The sequence below is a fragment of the Prosthecobacter sp. genome, assembly GCF_044222565.1.
In the GTDB taxonomy this organism is placed as follows: Bacteria; Verrucomicrobiota; Verrucomicrobiia; order Verrucomicrobiales; family Verrucomicrobiaceae; genus Prosthecobacter.
Map to the genome: position 1 here is coordinate 37,620 of NZ_JBGANA010000036.1, position 19,657 is coordinate 57,276.

At 59.5% G+C, this 19,657-nt stretch carries 22 protein-coding genes; 9 read left to right on the forward strand and 13 right to left on the reverse strand.

Going from position 1 to position 19,657, the window contains the following annotated elements; translation table 11 throughout:
• Nucleotides 1–8: 8 nt before the first annotated feature.
• From ACILSR_RS30835 to ccsA, 3 genes are read left to right on the forward strand one after another with little or no spacing between them, the layout of a single operon-like run.
• Nucleotides 9–248 carry a hypothetical protein gene (locus ACILSR_RS30835; protein ID WP_395753668.1) on the forward strand — a complete coding sequence of 80 codons (240 nt, stop codon included), beginning with the start codon at nt 9–11 and terminating at the stop codon, nt 246–248.
• 22 nt (nt 249–270) lie between these two features.
• Nucleotides 271–1,581: a cytochrome c biogenesis protein ResB gene (locus tag ACILSR_RS30840; protein WP_395753669.1), complete on the forward strand. Its 1,311-nt coding sequence runs from the start codon at nt 271–273 to the stop codon at nt 1,579–1,581.
• Between the two features lie 27 nt (nt 1,582–1,608).
• Complete coding sequence (gene ccsA, locus ACILSR_RS30845; RefSeq protein ID WP_395753670.1) at nt 1,609–3,708, forward strand: cytochrome c biogenesis protein CcsA; 2,100 nt, start codon at nt 1,609–1,611, stop codon at nt 3,706–3,708.
• A 321-nt stretch (nt 3,709–4,029) separates the two neighbouring features.
• Here ccsA and ACILSR_RS30850 read toward each other — a convergent pair whose 3' ends face one another.
• From ACILSR_RS30850 to ACILSR_RS30890, 9 genes are all read right to left on the reverse strand, one after another.
• A complete protein-coding gene (locus tag ACILSR_RS30850) occupies nt 4,030–4,665 on the reverse strand; it encodes an N-acetylmuramoyl-L-alanine amidase (protein WP_395753671.1) in 636 nt (211 codons plus the stop codon).
• Nucleotides 4,666–4,854: 189 nt separating this feature from the next.
• On the reverse strand, nt 4,855–5,721 hold the full coding sequence (locus ACILSR_RS30855) for a type II secretion system protein (RefSeq protein WP_395753672.1): 867 nt from the start codon (nt 5,719–5,721) through the stop codon (nt 4,855–4,857).
• A 202-nt stretch (nt 5,722–5,923) separates the two neighbouring features.
• Nucleotides 5,924–6,625, reverse strand: coding sequence for a type II secretion system protein (locus ACILSR_RS30860; RefSeq protein WP_395753673.1), 702 nt, complete (start codon nt 6,623–6,625; stop codon nt 5,924–5,926).
• A gap of 196 nt (nt 6,626–6,821) precedes the next feature.
• Nucleotides 6,822–7,583: a type II secretion system protein gene (locus ACILSR_RS30865; RefSeq protein ID WP_395753674.1), complete on the reverse strand. Its 762-nt coding sequence runs from the start codon at nt 7,581–7,583 to the stop codon at nt 6,822–6,824.
• Between the two features lie 255 nt (nt 7,584–7,838).
• On the reverse strand, nt 7,839–8,540 hold the full coding sequence (locus ACILSR_RS30870; protein WP_395753675.1) for a type IV pilin protein: 702 nt from the start codon (nt 8,538–8,540) through the stop codon (nt 7,839–7,841).
• 118 nt (nt 8,541–8,658) lie between these two features.
• Nucleotides 8,659–9,477 carry an LpxI family protein gene (locus ACILSR_RS30875; RefSeq protein ID WP_395753676.1) on the reverse strand — a complete coding sequence of 273 codons (819 nt, stop codon included), beginning with the start codon at nt 9,475–9,477 and terminating at the stop codon, nt 8,659–8,661.
• A 47-nt stretch (nt 9,478–9,524) separates the two neighbouring features.
• Nucleotides 9,525–10,310, reverse strand: coding sequence for a hypothetical protein (locus tag ACILSR_RS30880; RefSeq protein ID WP_395753677.1), 786 nt, complete (start codon nt 10,308–10,310; stop codon nt 9,525–9,527).
• A gap of 45 nt (nt 10,311–10,355) precedes the next feature.
• The gene (locus ACILSR_RS30885; protein WP_395753678.1) at nt 10,356–11,156 is read right to left on the reverse strand and encodes a TatD family hydrolase; all 801 of its coding nucleotides are present in this window, start codon (nt 11,154–11,156) and stop codon (nt 10,356–10,358) included.
• Between the two features lie 143 nt (nt 11,157–11,299).
• Nucleotides 11,300–11,578: a hypothetical protein gene (locus ACILSR_RS30890; RefSeq protein WP_395753679.1), complete on the reverse strand. Its 279-nt coding sequence runs from the start codon at nt 11,576–11,578 to the stop codon at nt 11,300–11,302.
• Nucleotides 11,579–11,659: 81 nt separating this feature from the next.
• Here ACILSR_RS30890 and moeB point away from each other — a divergent pair, with 81 nt between their 5' ends.
• Together moeB and ACILSR_RS30900 are read left to right on the forward strand one after the other, a co-directional pair.
• Complete coding sequence (moeB, locus tag ACILSR_RS30895) at nt 11,660–12,805, forward strand: molybdopterin-synthase adenylyltransferase MoeB (protein WP_395753680.1); 1,146 nt, start codon at nt 11,660–11,662, stop codon at nt 12,803–12,805.
• A 6-nt stretch (nt 12,806–12,811) separates the two neighbouring features.
• On the forward strand, nt 12,812–13,006 hold the full coding sequence (locus ACILSR_RS30900) for a hypothetical protein (RefSeq protein ID WP_395753681.1): 195 nt from the start codon (nt 12,812–12,814) through the stop codon (nt 13,004–13,006).
• A gap of 148 nt (nt 13,007–13,154) precedes the next feature.
• Here the strand turns inward: ACILSR_RS30900 and ACILSR_RS30905 are convergent, their stop codons facing one another.
• The 3 genes from ACILSR_RS30905 to ACILSR_RS30915 form a co-directional block, all read right to left on the reverse strand.
• Nucleotides 13,155–14,051 (reverse strand): alpha/beta fold hydrolase, encoded by an 897-nt coding sequence (locus ACILSR_RS30905; protein ID WP_395753682.1) that lies wholly within the window; start codon nt 14,049–14,051, stop codon nt 13,155–13,157.
• Between the two features lie 20 nt (nt 14,052–14,071).
• A complete protein-coding gene (locus tag ACILSR_RS30910) occupies nt 14,072–14,920 on the reverse strand; it encodes a TIGR00730 family Rossman fold protein (protein ID WP_395753683.1) in 849 nt (282 codons plus the stop codon).
• Between the two features lie 147 nt (nt 14,921–15,067).
• Nucleotides 15,068–15,706 carry an RNA recognition motif domain-containing protein gene (locus tag ACILSR_RS30915; protein WP_395753684.1) on the reverse strand — a complete coding sequence of 213 codons (639 nt, stop codon included), beginning with the start codon at nt 15,704–15,706 and terminating at the stop codon, nt 15,068–15,070.
• 454 nt (nt 15,707–16,160) lie between these two features.
• On the opposite strand from ACILSR_RS30915, the gene ACILSR_RS30920 reads away from it, so the two are divergent.
• The 4 genes from ACILSR_RS30920 to ACILSR_RS30935 all read left to right on the forward strand — a co-directional run bounded on the left by ACILSR_RS30920 (nt 16,161) and on the right by ACILSR_RS30935 (nt 19,202).
• The gene (locus tag ACILSR_RS30920; RefSeq protein WP_395753685.1) at nt 16,161–16,406 is read left to right on the forward strand and encodes a glutaredoxin family protein; all 246 of its coding nucleotides are present in this window, start codon (nt 16,161–16,163) and stop codon (nt 16,404–16,406) included.
• Nucleotides 16,407–16,615: 209 nt separating this feature from the next.
• On the forward strand, nt 16,616–17,230 hold the full coding sequence (locus tag ACILSR_RS30925; protein WP_395753686.1) for a DUF6580 family putative transport protein: 615 nt from the start codon (nt 16,616–16,618) through the stop codon (nt 17,228–17,230).
• An 18-nt stretch (nt 17,231–17,248) separates the two neighbouring features.
• On the forward strand, nt 17,249–18,277 hold the full coding sequence (locus tag ACILSR_RS30930; protein ID WP_395753687.1) for a spermidine/putrescine ABC transporter substrate-binding protein: 1,029 nt from the start codon (nt 17,249–17,251) through the stop codon (nt 18,275–18,277).
• Nucleotides 18,278–18,980: 703 nt separating this feature from the next.
• On the forward strand, nt 18,981–19,202 hold the full coding sequence (locus ACILSR_RS30935) for a hypothetical protein (RefSeq protein ID WP_395753688.1): 222 nt from the start codon (nt 18,981–18,983) through the stop codon (nt 19,200–19,202).
• A 50-nt stretch (nt 19,203–19,252) separates the two neighbouring features.
• On the opposite strand, the gene ACILSR_RS30940 is transcribed toward ACILSR_RS30935, so the two are convergent.
• Nucleotides 19,253–19,606, reverse strand: coding sequence for a hypothetical protein (locus ACILSR_RS30940; protein ID WP_395753689.1), 354 nt, complete (start codon nt 19,604–19,606; stop codon nt 19,253–19,255).
• Nucleotides 19,607–19,657: the final 51 nt, after the last annotated feature.

Here is a 19,657-nt window from a genome sequence, read left to right on the forward strand (position 1 = left end):
TTCCTGCCATGCGTCCCAGTACTCGAATCCTCATCGGTGGTGTGTGCATGCTTTTCGGCATGTTCTACCACCACATCCCTGGAATTCAGTGGAACGCGTCATGGCAGCTTCCCATGGGTGTCGTGTTTCTGATCGGCGTCGTGGCCTTTTATCTGGGCTGTCTCCGTGCCGCGCGTCTTGCGGAGAAGGCCTATTGTCTGGCTCGAAAAGTCGAGACGCCCGCATCTCCTCCAGCCACTCAAGACTGAGGCTCATCCCTTTTTAAATTCCGTGTCTTCTCCATCCAAATCCCCCCCCGAAAAAGTTTTCGCATTTCTCTCCAGCTTCGGCCTCGCCACCGCGGTGCTCGTCATGCTGCTGATCCTCACCTTTCTCGGCACCCTCGAGCAGGCGGAGCACGGCCTCGTCGCCAGTCAGGCCCGTTACTTTGAGTCCGCTTTCATTGACCGCATCGACATCGGCGCCTGCTGGCGTGCCCTTGCCTTCGACGGGTATTACAAGCTCGGCAATGTCACCCTGCCGGTTTACATCCTCCCTGGCGGTTACACGCTGATGGCCATCCTCTTTGTGAACCTCCTTTGCGGCGGCATCGTTCGCATTCGCAAGTCACCCAAGACCATTGGCGTCATCATCTCCCACTTCGCCATCCTCTTCATGATCGCCGCCGGTGCGGTCACCCACCACTACGCCATCGAGGGCAATCTCAATCTGCGCGAAGGACAGACCGGAGACGAATTCGTCAGCTTCCACGATCGAGTCATCGAGATCGAAAAAGTGCAGGCTGACCCCGCCGCCAAACGCAGCGTGCTTGTGATCGATGAATCTCAGTACCGCGATCTCTCCTCGGGCCAGGGTCGCACCTTCACCAGCGACAGCCTGCCCTTTGATCTCATGATCGCGAACTGGAAGAAGAACGCCGAGCCCCGGCGCGATGCCGACGGCAGCCGCAGCGACTCTGTGGATGGCTACTTCATTCAAGAAATGAGCATTCTGGATGACGCCGGTGCTGCAAAGGCTGATGAGCAGCTCGCCAGCGCCTGCCTCGCCATCGCGAAACCCAAGAATGGCGGCGAGGAGCAGAAAGGAATCCTGTGGGAGTTCGCCGCCGCGCCTTGGACCGTCACTGTGGGACAGGACAAGTTTCTCATCTCGATCGCTCATCGTTCCTACAAACTGCCCTTCGCCGTGCGCCTGGAGCATACCGAGGAAGAAAAGCACCCGGGTACCATGATGGCCCGCCGCTTCAGCAGCAAAGTCACAAAGATCAGCCACGGCCATGAAGAAATGCGCATGGTCACCATGAACGAACCCGTCCGCAGCGAGGGCTACGCCGTGTTCCAGAGCACCTTCAGTTCGGGTGAGAAGGAAGGCACTGGGATTAAAAGTTCCGGCTTCATGATCGTCGAAAACCCTGCCGACCACTGGCCCCTTATCTCCTGCATCATCGTCGCGGAAGGCCTTCTTCTGCACTTCCTCATGATGCTTTCCCGCTTCCTCAAAGTGAACGCCTGGGCCCTCTCCCTCAGCCTCATCGCCCTCTTCAATGCCGCCTTCGCACTCGCCATGTGGAAGCTGCTCTAACTTCATCGTGACTTCGCTCTTCTCCGCATGAAAAACTTTCGCTTCGTACTCTTCACGCTCTTCACCCTCGGCGGATTTGCTCCTGCTGCCGATCTGCCGCCGCTCGATCTCTTTCGCGACAAGGAAGTCGTTGAAACCTTCGCCTCCATTCCAGTGCAGGAATCGGGCCGCATCAAGCCCCTCGAAAACGTCGCCAGCTATCGCCTGCTGCGTTTCCGTGCGCGCCGCAGCATCTGGCTTACCGAAAATGGTGAGATGGACGGCAAGCCCCTCATCGATCCCGCCACTCAAAAGCCCATCGTCAAGGAAGGCAGCACTCCTGAAAAGCCTGCGCCCGTGAAGCTCGGTCCTGTGGAGTGGATGCTCATGAGCTGGTTCCGGCCCGACATCGGCCGCATCGTCCCTCTCTTCAAGGTGGACAACTCCTCCGCCATCACCGAACTCGGCCTCGAGGCCAAGGCCAAACGCGACCAGTACAGCTATGCCGAAATCGAGCCGGCACGGAAAAAGATGATCGACAAGCGGAAGCTGTATGTCGAGATCCCCGCCAAGAAGCAGACCCCGGAGCAGCGCATGATCGTGCAGCTAGCATCCAGTTTCCTCGACTACGAAATGACCCTCGAGCATTTCGATTTCGCCCGCAGGCCCGTGGGAGACAAGCCGGAAAAATTGCCCGCCGAGGTGAAGATTCCCGTGCGCCTTTCGCAGAGCTTGAACACGCTTACCAAAGCTCTTCACAGCGGCGGCACCGAAGCAGATTTTCCCTGGTTCAACGACCTGTTTCGCAGTGCCCTCGGTGGCATGATGACCGGCAACGCCACGCAGCAGTTCCGCATCTTCCCACCCGCCCCCGGACCAGACAACGTCTGGAGCGGCCCGGGCGAGATGATTTTTGACGCGATTCAGACTGGCAAAGAAGTGCCGGCAAATCAGCTCGCATGGCTGGCAGTCTATGAAGACGTACCGCTAGCTCTGCCTGACGCCGCCAAATTCAAGGCCGCGTCCAAGGCACTCCTCACCAAAATCCAGGAAGCCGCGAAAATGCGTGGGGAAGGGCAGTACGTTGCCTTGGAGCGCCACTACATCCGCGCGGATTACTTCTTCTATGCCCAGTGGATTTTCCTGGCGGGCCTGGTCTTCGCTGTGCTGGCGGTCATTCCCAGCTCACAGATGCTGACACGCATCGCCTACGGCTTCATCTGCATCGGCTTGTTCCTCTCCCTTGTCGGCACCATTCTGGGCGGCATCTGGGCCAACTACAGCTGGGGCCGCTTCTGGGGCTGGGACCCGAAGGAAAATGGCGCTCTCATGATTGTGCTCATGTGCCTTATCATTCTGCACGCCCGCCTCGGCGGCTTCATTCGCGAGGCCGGCCTGCACGCCTCCAATCTCATCCTCGGCTGCATTGTCATATTCTCATGGTTCGGCGTCAATCAGCTCGGCGTCGGCCTGCATGCCTATGGCTTCACCGAGGGCATCTGGCCAAAAATTTACGGCTACTGGCTGGTGCAGACGATCCTGTTGATCGTCGGACTTGCAGCGGTGAAACTGAGCGCCGGAGCCAAGAACGATGCCTTTGCCTGGCTCTGGAATTTGATCGGTCCCAAACTGATCCTGCTCGCAAAAGCCGCCGCATGGCTGCTGCTCTCCTCCGCCACCATCCTGGCCGTCACAGGTGTGATCATCCGCTGCATCATTATGCAGCGTCCGCCCATCACCACGCTGTATGAAACCATTCTCTTCATTGGCGCCTCCAGTGCTTTGTTGGGATTGATCGCCGAAGTCGTCACCCGGCGCGGCATAGGCCTGCTCATCACCGGTGTGGCAGGCACGGCCTGCATGCTTCTCTCCATCCAGTTTGAAGCTTCCGAAGCCGCCGACACCATGCAGCAGCTTCAGGCAGTTCTGATCACGAACTTCTGGCTCTCCACCCACGTCCCGCTCATCAATCTAGGCTACGCCGCCTGCATGATCGCCGCCTTGATTTCCCAGGCCTACTTCTTCTTCAAGCTCATCTCCGCCTTCCTCTCAATGCTGGGCCTGTGGCGTCCCTCCAAAGCTCCAACCGAGAAGGCTTCGTCCCCACTCCCCGAAGGTCCTGCGGACGCCCCTTCGCCTGCTCACTAACGGCCTCTGTTCTGTACTGGGAGCGTCGGCTCCGGCCAGCCGACCCACGCCCCGCATTCCAAGGATGTTCATGCCAAGTGGACTCCGCCGGGCGCGTGCGCCCAGACCCGGCAAGATGCCGAAGCTACCAGCAAAGAGCCTCGCCCTGCGCGTAGCATCCTTCCGTTCTGGGAGCGCCGGCTTCCAGCCGGCTCCGGCCAGCGCGTCAATTGCAAGCACACACCGCTCCCTCCACGCCACGTCTCCCCACACACTCCGGCAATCACCGCAAAATATCGGCAACCACCGCGAACAACGGCCAGCTTCCCACTCCTCCCACCCTCACTTCGACTTCCGAAACGCCACAATCCCCTGCGCGATTCCTTCGGCGATCTTCGCGCGAAATTCGCCCGTCAGCATGCGTGCGCGCTCGCTGGAGTTGCTTACAAATCCACATTCCACCAGCACTGCGGGGTTCTTGGTGGTGGCGCGGATGACATGGAAGCCCGCATTCTTCACGCCGCGGTTCGTCATGCCCGTGCGCTGCACCAGATACGCCTGAATGTAGGCCGCCAGCATGTAGCTTGAAGTGAAGTGGTAGTACGTCTCCGCTCCAGCGCCGCTGCCTCCGCGGTTGTAGTTGTAATGAATGCTGACGAAAATCGCGTTGCTCTTGCTGTTGCCCAGGGCGGAGCGGTCCTGCAAGGGGATGAAAACGTCCCGGCTGCGGGACATAATGACCTTGAGCCCTTCCTTCCGCAGCAGCTGCTCCACCCGCCGTGCGGTGTCCAGCGCGAGATGCTTTTCATAGACGTAGCCGATCGCCGCTCCGCGGTCGTGCGCGCCATGACCCGGGTCCAGGATCACCGTGTCAAAGGCTCGCGCCGCGCTCGTGAGCATCAGCGCCGCCATCACGATCCAGAAGGCGCCTGGAATCAAGCGGTTCAAAGCATGGCGGGAGAGGGCAGGAGACGGCATGTGAAAATCGGGAGGTAACGGCGGTGCGAGCATGAACAGCCTGCATACTCACCATAAGCACAGTAAGCGTGGAAGCCAAGGAAGGATCAAGCGGTTTGCCTCGAATCCTTGGAAATATCGGGGCAAAAAAAACCGCCGGATGGGTCGCATCCGGCGGTGTGGATTGTTTTTCAGGCTAGGCCACGAGTCTTACAGGCCCGAAGGTGGCAGGCCGCCAGGAGCACCGGCAGGCGCGCCAGGAAGGGGAGCGGGAGGAACCGCGCCGCCAGGCATACCGGGAGGGGCACCAAGAGGAGCACCGCCAAGGCCTCCAGGAGGCTGGGCACCCATTGTTTGCCCGCCGATCTGGGTTCCGTTCGTGTAGTTGCCACCGAGAATCACTGGCAGGACGCGCTGTGGCTGGCCCTGGGATGCCTGGGTGAAGAGATTGAAACCACCAGCCATGACTTTCGGGCCGATCATGCCCTTCTTGCCCGCCAGTGCTTCGACTGCGGCACTGCCGTCATTGCGGCCAATGATGATCTTGCCACCAGGCCAGGTGCGGCCAGGGGCCACCTGACCGGCCACATCTGCATTCCACAGCGGAGGCCAGTTCGGGGAGACGGGGTTTTCAAACACCACGGGCATGTTGCCCACGGTGGCGTCCGTCTGGTTGCCCGTCATGGCCCAGTGATTTTCACCTGGCTGCAGTGCGTTGCCAAAGGCGGGGGCCTGACCGATGTTGGCGTCCGGGTTGAAACCGGCTGGGCAGCCGAAAATGCGTTCGTCACTCACGATCTGCTCCTGGATCAGGAAGCGGAAGGCATCGTTGGCGCTCTGGGCCATGCTGCCCGTCTGTGGGTTTGGCACGGAGTCAGGATACTGGCTGTTGTAGTCCTTGGAGAACTGCTTGAGCGACATGATGATCTGCTTGCAGTTGCTGACGCCCTTCATCTGGTTGCCGTTGGTCTGCACCATGTTGAAGGCGGGCACGGCCAGGCTCGCGAGAATCGCGATGATCGTGATCACCACCAACAGCTCGATCAGAGTGAAGGCTTGGTTCCTTTTCGGTTTCATTTTCATCTTGTACGTTTTTTTATGGGTTGGTTATGATGCTATGCGGACACCGGAATTTATTCAGGCGTCCCCTGATTAGACCCAAACGCGCCCGGAAATGCGAGAAAAAAATATCGCCCCCCGGGGAAGGGGGGCGAAGTCATCCAAAATCCTCAGCCACAGACGGCTGCGGCCCTATGGGCTGAAAGCTGGAGCGCCGCCCTTATTTGGCTCCTTGATAGATCACGGGCAGGACGCGCTCGGGAAGTCCCTTGGAGGCCTCCACGAACGTGTTGGAGCCTCCGGGCAAGAATTTGGGGCCGACCTTCTCTTTGTCTCCAGAGAGGGCCTCGACAGCGACGCTGCCGTCGTTGCGGCCAATGATGATCTTGCCGCCTGGCCAGGTGCGGCCCGGCTGGATCTGCCCTGCCACATCCGCATTCCAGAGCGGAGGCCAGCTTGCGGAGACGGGGTTTTCAAAGACAAGGGGCATAATGCCCACCGTGGCGTCCGTCTGGCCAGCCGTCATCGCCCAGTGGTTTTCACCGGGCATCAGGGCATTGCCATAGCTGGGGGCCGTGCCGATGTTGGCGTCAGGATTGTAGCCCGCGGGGCAGCCAAAAATGCGCTCATCGTTCACGATCTGCTCCTGGATCAGGAAGCGGAAAGCATCATTGGCACTCTGCGCCAGGCCTCCCGTCACCGGGTTCTGCACGGAGTCCGGATACATGCCGCCTTTATCCTTGGAAAACTGCTTGAGCGAAAGGATGATCTGCTTGCAGTTGTTCACGCCCTTCATCTGCCGTTCCACGGTCTGGTCCAGCTTGTTGCACGCAGGCAGGGCGAGGGTGGCGAGAATCCCAGTGACTGTGATCGTGATCAGCAGCTCGGCTGACGTGAAGGCTCGGTTGCGTTTTGTTTTCATGGGGAGTTATATGTTTTTCAGCTAAGGGATGAGAGTTTGCGCATGAATTTTCACTGATTTGACTTACTACACTGGCTCGTCCTCAAAAAGGCGAGAAAAAAGGAAGTGCCCTCCCTGCAAGCCACAAAAAAGCCGCCGGATGCAGGGCACCCGGCGGCGTGGGAGATCCTCAGTTCAGATCATTGGTATCACTGGCTCAAGCCTGAAGGCGGCAATGCGCCGGGACTCGGCGGCGCTGCCGGGATGCCCACGGGTGCGTCGGCTGCTGGCCTGCATAGACCACTGGGAGGATGCGCTGTGGTACTCCCATGGAAGCCTGGGTAAACAGGTTCATTCCGCCAGCCATCACGCGCGGACCCACCATGCCCTTCTGCCCCTGCAGGGCCTCCACTGCCGCGCTGCCATCATTTCGGCCAATGATGATCTTTCCCCCCGTCCACGTGCGTCCTGGCTGGATCTGTCCTGCCGCGTCCGCATTCCACTGCGGTGGCCAGTTCAGCGATGCCGGATTTTCAAACACGAGGGGCATGTTGCCCGCCGTGCCGTCCGTCTGGTTCGCCGTCATCGCCCAGTGGTTTTCGCCGGGCATCAAGGCATTGGCATAGTTCGGGTCCTGGCCGATGTTGCCGTCCGGACTCAAACCTGCAGGGCAGCCGAAGATGCGCTCATCAGGCGCATATTTTTCCTGAATCATGAGCCTGAAGGCATCATTGGCTGTCTGCGCCAGGCTACCGGTCAGTGGATTTGGCACTGAGTCGGGATACCGGCTGTCGTGGTCCTTCGCGAACAGTTTCATCGAGACGATGATCTGCCTGGCGTTGTTGACGCCTTTGGTCTGATTGCCCAGCATCTGAACGTAGTTGTAGGCGGGCACGGCGAGACCCGCGAGGGTCGCGATAATCGTGATCACCACCAACAACTCGATCAGAGTGAAGGCGCGTTTTCGTTGTGTTTTCATGGTATGCGTATGTTTATCTGTCGTTTGTTTTATTATGTTATGTGGATGGCGGAATATTCCGTCACCCACCCCGATTAAACCCAAACGAGGTCTGAAATACGATACAAAAATTTCGCCATCCGAGGTGCGGTGACCGACGTAGGGAAATCCAGCTCTCGCGGTTCCCTCACTGGAGGACTTGCTGCCCAGTACGAAAAAAGCCGCCGGATGAGAGCCATCCGGCGGCATGGATTGAATGCTGGCTGGGTTCCCGTGCTACTTGGTAACGATCGGCAGAACGCGCATCGGTACGCCCTTCGACGCCTGGGTGAACATGTCGTTGCCATCGGACAAGATTTTGGGGCCGACTTTGCCTGTCGTGCCAGCCAGCGTTTCCACAGCCACGCTGCCGTCATTGAGACCGATGATGATCTGCCCGCCCGGCCACGTGCGCCCGGGCTGGATCTGGCCGGCAACGTCGGCATTCCAGCGTGGAGGCCAGTCCGTAGTGGCAGGGTTTTCAAACACGAGCGGCATGTTGCCCACCGTGGTATCCTTTTGGCCGGCAGTCATTGACCAGTGGTTTTCACCCGGCATCAGAGCATTGCTGTAGCTGGGTGCCTGACCAATGCTGTTGTCTGGGTTATATCCCATGGGGCAGCCGAAGATGCGTTCGCTGGTTACGATCTGTTCCTGAATCAGAAAGCGGAAGGCGTCATTGGCGCTCTGGGCCATGGCTCCAGTCAGTGGGTTCTGCACTGCGTCAGAATACTGGCTGTTGTAGTCTGCGGAGAACATCTTCAGCGACATGATGATCTGCTTGCAGTTGTTGACTCCTTTCATCTGAGCTTCCTGAACCTGAGCCATGCCGGTGTAGGCGGGCACGGCCAGGCTCGTGAGAATCCCGATGACCGTGATCGTGATCAGAAGCTCGGTCGAAGTGAAGGCATCGTTGTGTATCGCTTTCAGTTTAAGCATAGGAGTGAGGTGGGATGGTGTTGAGATGATCCGCAGTGCCCCGCCACTAGAGCCAAACGGCGCAGAAACACCATAGAAAAATTTCGCCTTGCTCCACCTGCCCTCGCCCGTAGGAAAATCACTCCAGCGCCATGATCGTCACCTTGGCTTCCTGGCACAGCCGCAAAACCTCGTCCTTTCCCAGGAGCAAAGTCATGCCAGCCTCGACGGCAATCAAATCCACTCCTGCTCCTGCCGCTGTTCGGATCGTCTCCGGCCCCACCACAGGCACGTCAAAGCGCATGTCCTGATTGGGCTTGGACACCTTCACCATCGTCGCGCCGCCACGCCCGAGAGATCCGCCGCGTTTCACGGCTTCGTTGGTCCCTTCAAACGCCTCCACCGCCAAAACAGTGCCATTCTTCACCACCACCGTTTGCCCGATGTCCAGGCGGCTGCTCTCCTTGGCTATCTTGTAGCCATATTCCGCATCCTCCTGCCGCCGCTTTTTGATCTGTGGCCCCGCCACATGCCCTGCCTTCGGCATCAGGTCCTCCAGAAACGTCGTCGCCGGCAGCAGCGTGATACCGTCTTTCGCCAGCTCATTGGCGATTCCTCCAAACAGCGTCTCCGCATTCCGCTGCTTCAACTTCGCCATCATGATCAGCGTGCGCAGGTCTGGCCGCAGATCGAAGAGGTTCTTCGGCGCTATTTGTCCCACCATCACTGTCTGCGTCACGCCCTGCTTTTTGAAAAACGAAATCATCTTCCCCAGCTGCCCCACGCGGAACCACTCGATCGCATCCACCATTCCCGCCAGTTCCGGCTTCGTCTCATTGGTGAACGCTGCAGCCACCAGCTTCTTCACCCCGGCCTTGCGCGCCGCAGCCACAAAGGTTTCCGGGTAAATGCCGTTTCCGGCGATGAGGGCGATGGTGTCGAGGCTGGGCGTGGTCATTCAGTCTGGATGCCGACTTTGGATGCTGGCGGGTGGATATTCAATGCTTATGCGCCCTGAGGTGAGCTGGAAACCGTGCGCACCTCCCTCACATGGTGGCCTGCCGCCAGCGTGTCCGCGATAAACTGCAAAAATCCTCCCCCTGGTCGACATGGGATAACGTCGAAGGGGATCAAGGTGCCTTCGAAGCGCACCAAGTTTTTGGTATGGGCATCGAAAACGCCGAGATTATCTGCGACACGGTAATAACCACAGCGGGTGATTTTTTCGAAATCCATCGCTGCAAACCATTCATCGATTTCAGTCTGGGACACCTGTTCCAGTTCAAACCGTGGCTGCGACGAGACGATCGCCATGTCATCTCCTTGATTGATGATGCCTTCCAGTCTGTTCAGACCAGGCACCAGTTCATTTTGCAACAGCAGCCGCACCAGATATTCCATCGGAGTAGCCTCCCACAGATGGAAGCGCCGGGCGTCCATATCCGAGGAAACTAGGGCAAGGTCAATGCCGAGAGCCAGGCCGAAGATGCCGTCTCGGGTCATCTTGAAGATTCGATCTCCGTCTCGGTAGAAATCATGCTCCTGTCCTCCTCTTTGAAATCGAGGCAGGACAAAGTCAGCATCTAGCAGCAAACCCAGACGTTCTGCCCATTCACACAGACTTTCTTTCTGGCAGGTGAGGGAGGGCGGCCCAGAAAAACTTCCATCTGCCGGTCGAATTCCTCGGAGGTGATTGAGCGCCGCGAGGATAAGATCCTCGCCATCTGCTCTTGGGTGAGCAGTGGTATCACTGGCGGCTGGATGGCAGTGGTCTGGGACATCGGCGGACATGACAAAATAGACTCGGACCAGACAATCGCAACCGGCGGACTGCTCTCACACCTTAAACTTCTCACACTGCCCCATAAACGCCCTCGGATTGTCCCACGCCACGCGCTGAATCATTTCCGCGCTCCACCCGCGCTGGCGCATGGCCTGCATGGTCTTAGGCACCGCCAGCGGATCGCTCACGCCCCAGTCGCAGGCGCTGTTCATCCAGATGCGCTCGGCGTGGCGTTGCTCCAGCATGTCGATTGCCCGGTTTGGAGTGCACTTGCTCTCAGGGTAGAGAGTGATGCCCGCCCAGAACCCATGGTCCAGCACATGATCGATCGTGTGCTCCTCCACGTGGTCGATGATCACCCGCTCAGGCTTGATCTTCGGAAAGTTTTTGAGCGCATCCACGATGAGGCGCGTGCCCTTCAGCTTGTCCTCCAGGTGTGGCGTGTGGATGAGCACCAGCGCGTCATAGTCCTGCGCCACCTGCACATGCTGCTCGAAGATTTTGAGCTCGTTGCGGCTGTTTTTGTTCAGCCCGATCTCTCCAATGCCCAGCACGCCCGGCTTGTCGATGAACTGCGGGATCAGCGCGATCACATCGTCCGCCAGCTTCAAATCCTCCGCCTCTTTCGGATTGATGCACAGCCAGCAGTAGTGCTGGATGCCAAATTTCGCCGCCCGCTTTGGCTCATACTCGGTGATCTGCCGGAAATAATCGTAGAACCCGTCCGCGCTTGCCCGGTCAAATCCCGCCCAGAACGCCGGTTCACAGATCGCCCGGCACCCGGCGATGGCCATGCGCTCGTAGTCATCCGTCGTGCGGCTGACCATGTGGCCGTGGGGTTCGATGTAGTTCATGGGGGAAGGGGAGGGGATGTTGACGGTGGTTGACTGTTGTTTACGATTGTTGACGGTGGATGGCGATGGGTTGGTTTGGAGTTGGGAAGGATTGGACAAACAACGGTCAGCAATCGTCAACCACGGTAAACAACCGTCAACCGCTACCCCTTATACGCTCCAATCGCCCCCTGCATCGCCGCCTTCTCCACGGGTTCGGTGCTCGGATCGCTGAAACTCAGCAGCACATCCCTGGCACGCTGGGGCTGATCTTGAGAGAGCAGGGCGATGGCATTCTTCAGCGCTTGGACGCGAAAGTCTCCCTCCTGCCCGGCGCGTTGCACGCGGTCCAGAAAGGCGGCGAGGTCGATCAGCTTCGAGCGCGAGTCCATGAAGCCGAGGTCGACCAGATTGACTTGGGTTGGTGGGGTCCAATCAGGCATGTCATAAGTTTAATCACGCCATGCCACGCCGCAACCGCTGGATCATTGCACTGGCGTTTCTGCATGCCATGTTACTGACCCATGTCCGACCTCAACCCCGCCGAACTCTCCCGCTACGCCCGGCATCTGGCCATTCCCGAATTCGGGATCGAAGGCCAGCGAAGGCTCAAAGGTGCGCGTGTGCTCTGCATCGGGGCAGGGGGCCTGGGCTCGCCCATTACCCTTTATCTCGCGGCAGCCGGAATCGGCGGCCTCGGACTCGTGGACCCTGATAGCGTTGAGATCACCAATCTGCAGCGCCAGATCCTCTTTGGCCAGAAGGACCTCGGCCGCAAAAAGCTCGAAGCCGCCCGGGATCGCCTCCTGGACGTCAATCCGCACGTGGACATCCAGCTTCATCCCGAGCTTTTTACCTCGGCCAATGCCATGCGCATCGCTGCGGACTACGACGTCATCATCGACGGGACGGACAATTTTCCCACCCGCTACCTCAGCAACGACGTCGCCGTCTGGCTGCGCAAACCGAACGTCTATGGCAGCATCTTGCGCTTCGATGGCCAGGTGGGCGTCTTTGCGCCCCATCTCGGCGCTCCCTGCTACCGCTGCATGTGCCCCCAGCCACCGCCGCCGGGCATGGTGCCCTCCTGCGCGGAAGGCGGCGTTTTAGGCGTGCTCCCCGGCCTCATCGGCACCATGCAGGCTCTGGAGGCCATCAAGCTCATCACCAGTGTCGGCCAGCCCCTGCTTGGCAAACTCCTGCATGTGGACACCCTCAGCATGCGCTTCCGCACCCTCACCCTGCGGCGGGATCCTGACTGTCCCGTCTGCGGCGAACACCCCACCGTCACCGAACCGATCGACTACCAGGGCTTCTGCGGCATTCCCTCCGCCACCGCTCCCGCTTCCGAAATTCCCACCATGACCGTCCACGAACTCAAACAGCTCCGCGAATCCGGAGACAATCATTTCCTGCTCGATGTCCGCGAGCCGCATGAACAGAGCATCTCCCGCATTGAAGGCGCCGTGCTCATCCCTCTGGGCGAGCTCGAAAGCCGCACCTCCGAGCTCCCACGAGACCGGCGCATCCTCGTCCACTGCAAAAGCGGCGGCCGCAGTGCCCGTGCCGTGAGCCTGCTGCGCGAAGAAGGCTTTGAAAACGTCTGGAACATTTCCGGCGGCATCATCGCGTGGGCACGCGAGATCGACCCCACCATGGCTGAATACTGATTACTGATGCAAAACGAAACCCCATGGCTTGAAGAGTTCCTCCCCATCCTGCGCTGCCCAGACACGCACCAGCCTCTGCGGCGTGCCACGGATGAGGAGTGCGCCGCACACCAGGTGAGTGCCGCACTGGCCACGCAGGATGGCACCCGCCTGTTTGTCATTGAAGCGGGGATCCCCATTCTGCTGCCGAAGCAGGCGTGAGGCTTCGAAGCTTGCTGGCCTGAGGAAAGTGTTGGCTGCGCTCGCTCTTCAATGCGCAACCGCACTCCGTATTCTGCGGCGAATCCAGCCAGTTCCGTACTGGGCGCGCCGGCTTCCTGCTGCCGCCCCGCAGCAGCCGCCATCCCCGCTATTTCCCCGCCCTCACCAGCTCCGGCACTTCCTTCTGCATCGCCGCCGCAATGATCTGCTCCGAATGCGTGATCGGCAGTGAGTAGTGCCCGTCGATCTCCGACCAGTGAGTCTCCGCCTGCGGAATCAGCTGCGCGATCTGCTGCGTGTAGGTCCACGCGATGTTGCGATCATCTTTTCCATGCCAGAAGCGGATCGGAAAATTGATCTGGCTCACCTCAAATCCCCACTCGTTCAGATAGATGTCCGCGTCCGCGATCACGCTGCGCGGTCCGCGGCCCAGCGCGCCCAGCGTAGCATCCCGCACCACATCATAGATGCCCGGCAGCAGCAGTACGCGGCGGTCTTCAGCGCCCAGCAGTTTCATCAGCGTACGCAGCGCCACATTGCGCGGATCTCCCTTGCAGATCACGCCGCCTGTTCGCAGCACCAGGCCCAGCAGCGTGGGGAAATAGTGCCGCAGCTGAATCATGAAGCGGTACAGCCAGAACATCTGCCGGTCGCCCAAAAACGTGAGCGGCGGAGCACCGCAGATGATCGTGGCGGAGAGCAGCCGCTTGTGCAGTTTCAGCGCAGTCACCAGCACGTAGGGGCCGCCCCCTGACCAGCCAATCACGTGGTAGTTGTCCGCGCCCACATGGGCGGCCAGCTCCACCAGCGTGTCCGGCCACTGCAGCAGTGTGCGCTTTGCCTGGAAATCAGACAGGCCGATGCCCGGCCTGTCCGGGCAGATGAGGCGCAGCCCATGTTTTTTTGCATGCTCATCAAACAGGGCTGCCTGCAGCCGCGATGAGGGCCAGCCGTGGAAATAAAAAGCCACCTCGCCTCGCGGATCACCATACTCACAATAGCCCAGCTTCAGGCCGTTGGAGAGAGTGAAAGTTTGGTCGGACATGCAGCGCGAAAATGGGGGCTTCAATGTACTCCTTCAAGTTCTGTTTCTCCCAGCAGGGAGCTGCTTCGCGGCACGTGATGACGCCGCAGCCCAAACTGTGTCACTGCTTTCTCCTGCAGGTGTGCCACTGCCTCCTCCACCGAATCCGTCCATTTGATCAGGTTCAGATCCTCCGGGCTGATCGTCGCTCCCCGCAGCATGTGGTCCATGAACTGCCGCATCTCCGGCCAGAATTCACTGCCCATGATCACGATGGGAAAGCTCTTCAGCTTTTTCGTCTGGATCAGCGTCAGCGCCTCAAACATCTCGTCCATCGTGCCAAATCCGCCCGGCATGATCACGAATCCGTAGCTGTATTTGATGAGCAGCGTCTTGCGCACGAAGAAATGCTCCATGGTCACCCAGCGGTCGAGATAAGGATTGTGGCTTTGTTCAAAAGGCAGCCGGATGTTGCAGCCGACACTCCTGCCCCCAGCATCTTTTGCGCCACGATTGGCAGCTTCCATGATCCCGGGACCTCCGCCCGTCAAAACGGTGAAGCCCATCCGCGCAATCGCCGCCCCCATGTCTCGTGCAAGCTTGTAAAAAGCATGGTCTTCATGAAAGCGCGCCGAGCCAAACACCGTGATGCACGGCCCCACGAAATGCAGCGCTCGAAATCCGAGAATGAAGTCTTTCGCCACGCTGTAGAGCAGTTGCAGGTCCCGCAGGCGGCGGTTTGGCCCGCTCAGCAGCGCACGGTCCTCCAGCTGGCTGCAAAATTTTTCATCCGCATGGATTTCCGCAGAAGTCGCAGCAGGGGCAGGGGGGACGCTGGCTGCTGCCGTTCGGGGTTCGGCTTCCCGGTCGAGGAGAGTGGGGGCTGGCATGGTTGGTTTGATAAACTTGGAAGGCGATGGGGGGACTTTTGTTCACCCCGATCAGAGGATTTCTGAAAAAAACAGCGGCCAATAACAAAAAGCCCGCAGGCTCGTTCGAGAACCTGCGGGCACAATGAGAACAATGTTTCAGGTCGCTCAGGCCGCGTGGGCTTCCTGCTCGGAAGGCGCGCCGGAGTCTTCACCGCGTGTGTTCGGCTTGGCACCGCTGAGCTGCAGCGGGCGGCCCATGAAATCCTTGCCGCTGAGTTCCTGCACAGCGCGGCGTGCTTCTTCCACACTGCCCATGGTCACAAAAGCAAAGCCCTTGGAGCGCTGCGTGCGGCTGTTCACCACCACTTCGGCGTTCTTCACTGCGCCGACGCCATTGAAAAGTTCAAACAGGTCGCTCTCAGTCGCATCATAGGACAGGTTGCCCACATACAGGCGGTCCGTCGTGATGTCCGCCGGGTTCACCGCTGCAGGAGCTTCACGGCGTGGACGCGCCTCGCGGGGTTCCCGGGACTCGCGGGGTTCGCGCATCGGGCGCGGATTGTCATTCGTGGAGCGGGGGCCGGAGGCTGCGGAGCTGCTGCGGTCAGCCTGCGGGCGGCTCTTGGACTTCTGGCCGAGGCCGAAGAAACCGAGGATCTTCTGGAAGAAAGAAGGGGCGTTGCGGCTTTCGCGGCCTCCTTCACGAGTGGGGCGCGGACCTTCAGGACGGGGGCCACGCGGGCGGTTGCGGTTGCGGCGGCGGTTGCCATTGCCTCCGCCATTGCGATTGGGGTAGTCGGACATGGGTTGTTGAGCTTTCGTAGGGGTGGGTTGCGTTTGGGAGCAGGGCCGGGGTGCTGGAGGGGGCGGCGGGCGGGAACGGGCTTCTTGCCTCTTCCACGGGTCCGCGGCACGCGGCAGACCGCACGAGCGGCCAGCCACAGCACCACCACGGGCTGCTGCAGTTTTCAAAGCTGGGCCGCACTGGCCCTGTCAGCTCAAAAGTCACTCCAGCGCGCTTCAGCAGCACTCGGGAGATTTCTTTCGGGCTTTCCATCCTTTGGAACGCTTCCTGCTGCGCAGTCTGGGGTCTGAGATGGCGCATGGGGAATTGACGTTCTGAAGGACGGGCTTCGGAGCACGGGGTAAGAATGCTCTGAAAACAGCGCGTTAATTCTAAGCAGGGCAGGGGGGTGGTCAACCGCGAATCACGCACCCATCACTTGCTCCTGCCCGTATTTCCAGACATCTTTAAGTCATGATCAAACCCGTCATCTACGTCAAAACCGGCTGCCCCTGGTGCGAGGAAGTCACCGAATACCTTGATGCCAAGCGCATTGAGTATGAACTCGTCACCGTCTCCGGCAACCGAGACGCCATGCAGGCCATGATCGATCTCAGCGGCCAGAGTAAAGCCCCCACCATGGACTGGGACGGCGAGGTGCTGGCAGACTTTGGGGTGGATGAACTGGTGCCGTTTTTGAAGAAGAAAGGCTTGGCGTAACAGTGGGGAAATTTATGATTTATGATTTATGATTTATGATTTACGATTTTCCAGAGACAGCGCGGGAATTCACCCACCGCTCCCGCGTCCTCTCATGGATGGCTCGGCCAAATCATAAATCGTAAATCATAAATGCCTGGCCGCTCCTTCTTGCCTTGCGCCCCAATACCTGCATCATACACCCGGCCTCACGCCCTCCGTTTCCCCCCATGACCTCCCCTGACTCCCGTCCCGCCTCCCGCGCCATCCTGCTCCCACTGCTGCTCGTGGTGGCCGCAGCTGCCTTTCGCTGGGCCAAGCTGAAAGGTCTCGTCCACCTTGAACTGCTCGAAAACTTCTCGCCTTGGATGGCGCTCGCCTTCACCGGTACACTGGTCTTTTCCAAGCGCGTCTCCTTTTTCGCCATCCCGCTGCTGCTCGTCCTGATCGACGCAACCTCCACGGGGGCTGGGGTGCTGCACTGGGAGGCTCTTGTAGTCTATGGCTGCTTTGCCGCCGCCGCACTGATCGCCAGCCGCTGGCGTGGGCAGTTGGGCCTGCTCGGCAGCCTTCTTGGCGTCGTCGGCTGCTCGCTCGCCTTCTATCTTATTACCAACACCATCGCGTGGATCAGCAATCCCGTCTCCGCCTACGCGCATGACTTCTCCGGCTGGGTCCAGGCCCTCACCACCGGCGAGCCCGGGCACCTGCCCAGCCTGTGGTTCCTGCGCAATTCCCTCTTGAGCGATCTCGCCTTCAGCCTCCTCCTTCTCGCCGCCTACAATACGGAAGCCGCCTTCCGCCAGCAGCAGCGCATCCCCCTGCGCCAGCCGCTGGCCGCCTGAGCCTTTTGCCTTCCAGTCATGAAGCGTTTTGCATGGCACTGCCTCTGGCTGCTCTGCCTTTCGCTGAGCGTGCAGACGCAGGCGCAAACTCTGCACCTCTACACCTGGGCTGACTACATCAGCCCCGAGGTCGTGCAGAAATTCGAGAAGCAGCAGCGCTGCAAGGTCGTCATCGACACCTTCGACTCGAACGAAAGCATGTACGCGAAGTTTAAGGCCGGCGCCACTGGCTACGATGTCGTCGTCCCCACCGCCTACATGATACAGGTCATGCAGGCCCAGGGCATGCTTGCCCCGCTCGACCACAAGCTCCTCCCCAACCTGCCGAACATCGATCCCGCCGCGCTGGCCAAAGTCATGGATAAAACCATGGACCACAGCGTGCCCTACACTCTCGCCTACGCCGCCATCGCCGTCCGCAAAGACAAGCTCAAAGACGCCACCGCCACTTGGGCCATGTTTGACCGCCCCGCCCTCGCCGGACGCATGACCCTCCTCGACGACATGCGCGAAGCCATCGGCGCTGCCTTGAAGTCCCTCGGCCACAGCATCAACACCCGCGACGACGCCCAGCTCGCCGCCGCCCGCGACGTCCTCATCCGCTGGAAAAAGTACATCGCCCGCTTTGACAACGAAGGCTACAAAGCCGGCATCGACTCCGCCGAGTTCCTCCTCGTCCACGGCTACAGCGGCGACCTATTCCAGGTCCAGATGGAAAACCCCAAGGTCGAAATCCTCATCCCGCAGGAAGGCGTTACCATCGGTTGCGATGAAATGGTCATCCCCAAGACCGCCAAACAGCCCGCCCTCGCCCACGCCTTCATCAATTTCGTCCTCGACCCCGCCATCGCTGCCGAAAACATGGAATGGATGGGCTACTACTGCCCCAATAAACCCGCCCTCGCCAAAGTCAGTCCCGAATTCCTCAAAAACCCCGCCGTCATCATCCCCTCCGACCTCCAGGCCAAATGCGAAGTCATCGAAGACCTCGGCCCCGACCTCGCGAAGTACACCAAGGTGTGGGACCTGGTGAAAGCGGCGAGGTAAGGCGGCAGAGCGCGGCGCTCAAAGAAAGTAGTCCTGAGCTTTAGCTCGTTCTGGAACGCGCCCATCACTCCCAGAGCGAACTAAAGTTCAAGACTACTTTCCAAACCTCTCCACCGAATACTGCTCGCCAAAGCGCCACTCCGCACTGGGGATTCCGCACCGGGGGCGCCGATCTATCGGCTCTGGAAAACGCTCCGCTACAAGCACACGCACCGCATACCAACCCGCCTGAAACGTGATACAGGCTGCCAGCCTGTGGCTTGGAAACACCCGCCAAAACCCACACGGGCTGGCAGCCCATGCCACGTCCGGAAGACCCTCGGCCTTCCGGAAGTACGACAGATTGGCTTCGCCTGTCTCGCAAAGCCCCGGCTCTCCTGTCTGTCGGTCCCCATCGCTCTCACCTCGCCCAACGCCGCCAGACAGGAGCATTCGTCTTGCCAAACTACCACGCCATACCACTTCAATCCTCCCGCGAAACACCGCTTAAGTGCGTAAACAATCTGCCAAAACTGACGAAACCGGTTTCGTCAGTTTCGTCAGTGCTTTTTGAGCCCTTTAGGAGATCATCTTGATCCCCCAGATGTTTGAGAACGATGGGTGATGGCGGGAGCGTGTGGGCCAGGATGACTCTGCTCCTGATGTCGCTCCGTTCCCATTCAAAACCCACTGGCAGAACATTCTCCCGTGTATCCTTCACTTCATGGAACTGGAAGAAATCACAGCGGAGGCGGCCAAGCTTTCTGAGGATGATCGGGCTTGTCTGGCGGCCCGGCTGCTGCATGGTCTAGAGAAGCCGCCCCATGGCGTTTCAGATGAGGAAGTGATGGGCCGGGTGAGGGAAGGGGATGCTGATGACGAGGTGATGATCACATTTGACCAGTTCGTTTCCGGGCTTCGCTTCCGTGTGGGTCATCGGGCATAATCGCCGGAATCCCAGCTGGGGCTTGAAGCGCTTTTGATTCCAAAGCGCTCTTAACCCCAAGCTTCGTTTTGCTCCTGACCGCTCCTCAACCGTCTCGCCCGACGGTTCCAGAAATACGCGAAGGTGAACTTGTATCCCACGAAGAAAACAACGCAGCCGAACAAATACCAGATCATCACACCTGCGACCACAGTGGCAAGCCGGCTTGCAGATCCGGCGCTGAGCATCTGAGGATAAGAAAGCACAAAAATCGCAAAACCCGTGAGGCTGCCAAAGACCGGGCTCATTTTGAAAAGCACCCGGTTGTCAATATCCCGGTCCTTCGGCGGCCGCAGCGAAAGCACCGGCCACCAGCCGGAGTCCATGTCCGTGAGCCAGTTCATAAAATCTTCGATACGTCTCATAAACATGATGTGAAGTGATGCGGGCACTCCTGCCCGCAATGAGAACGTCCC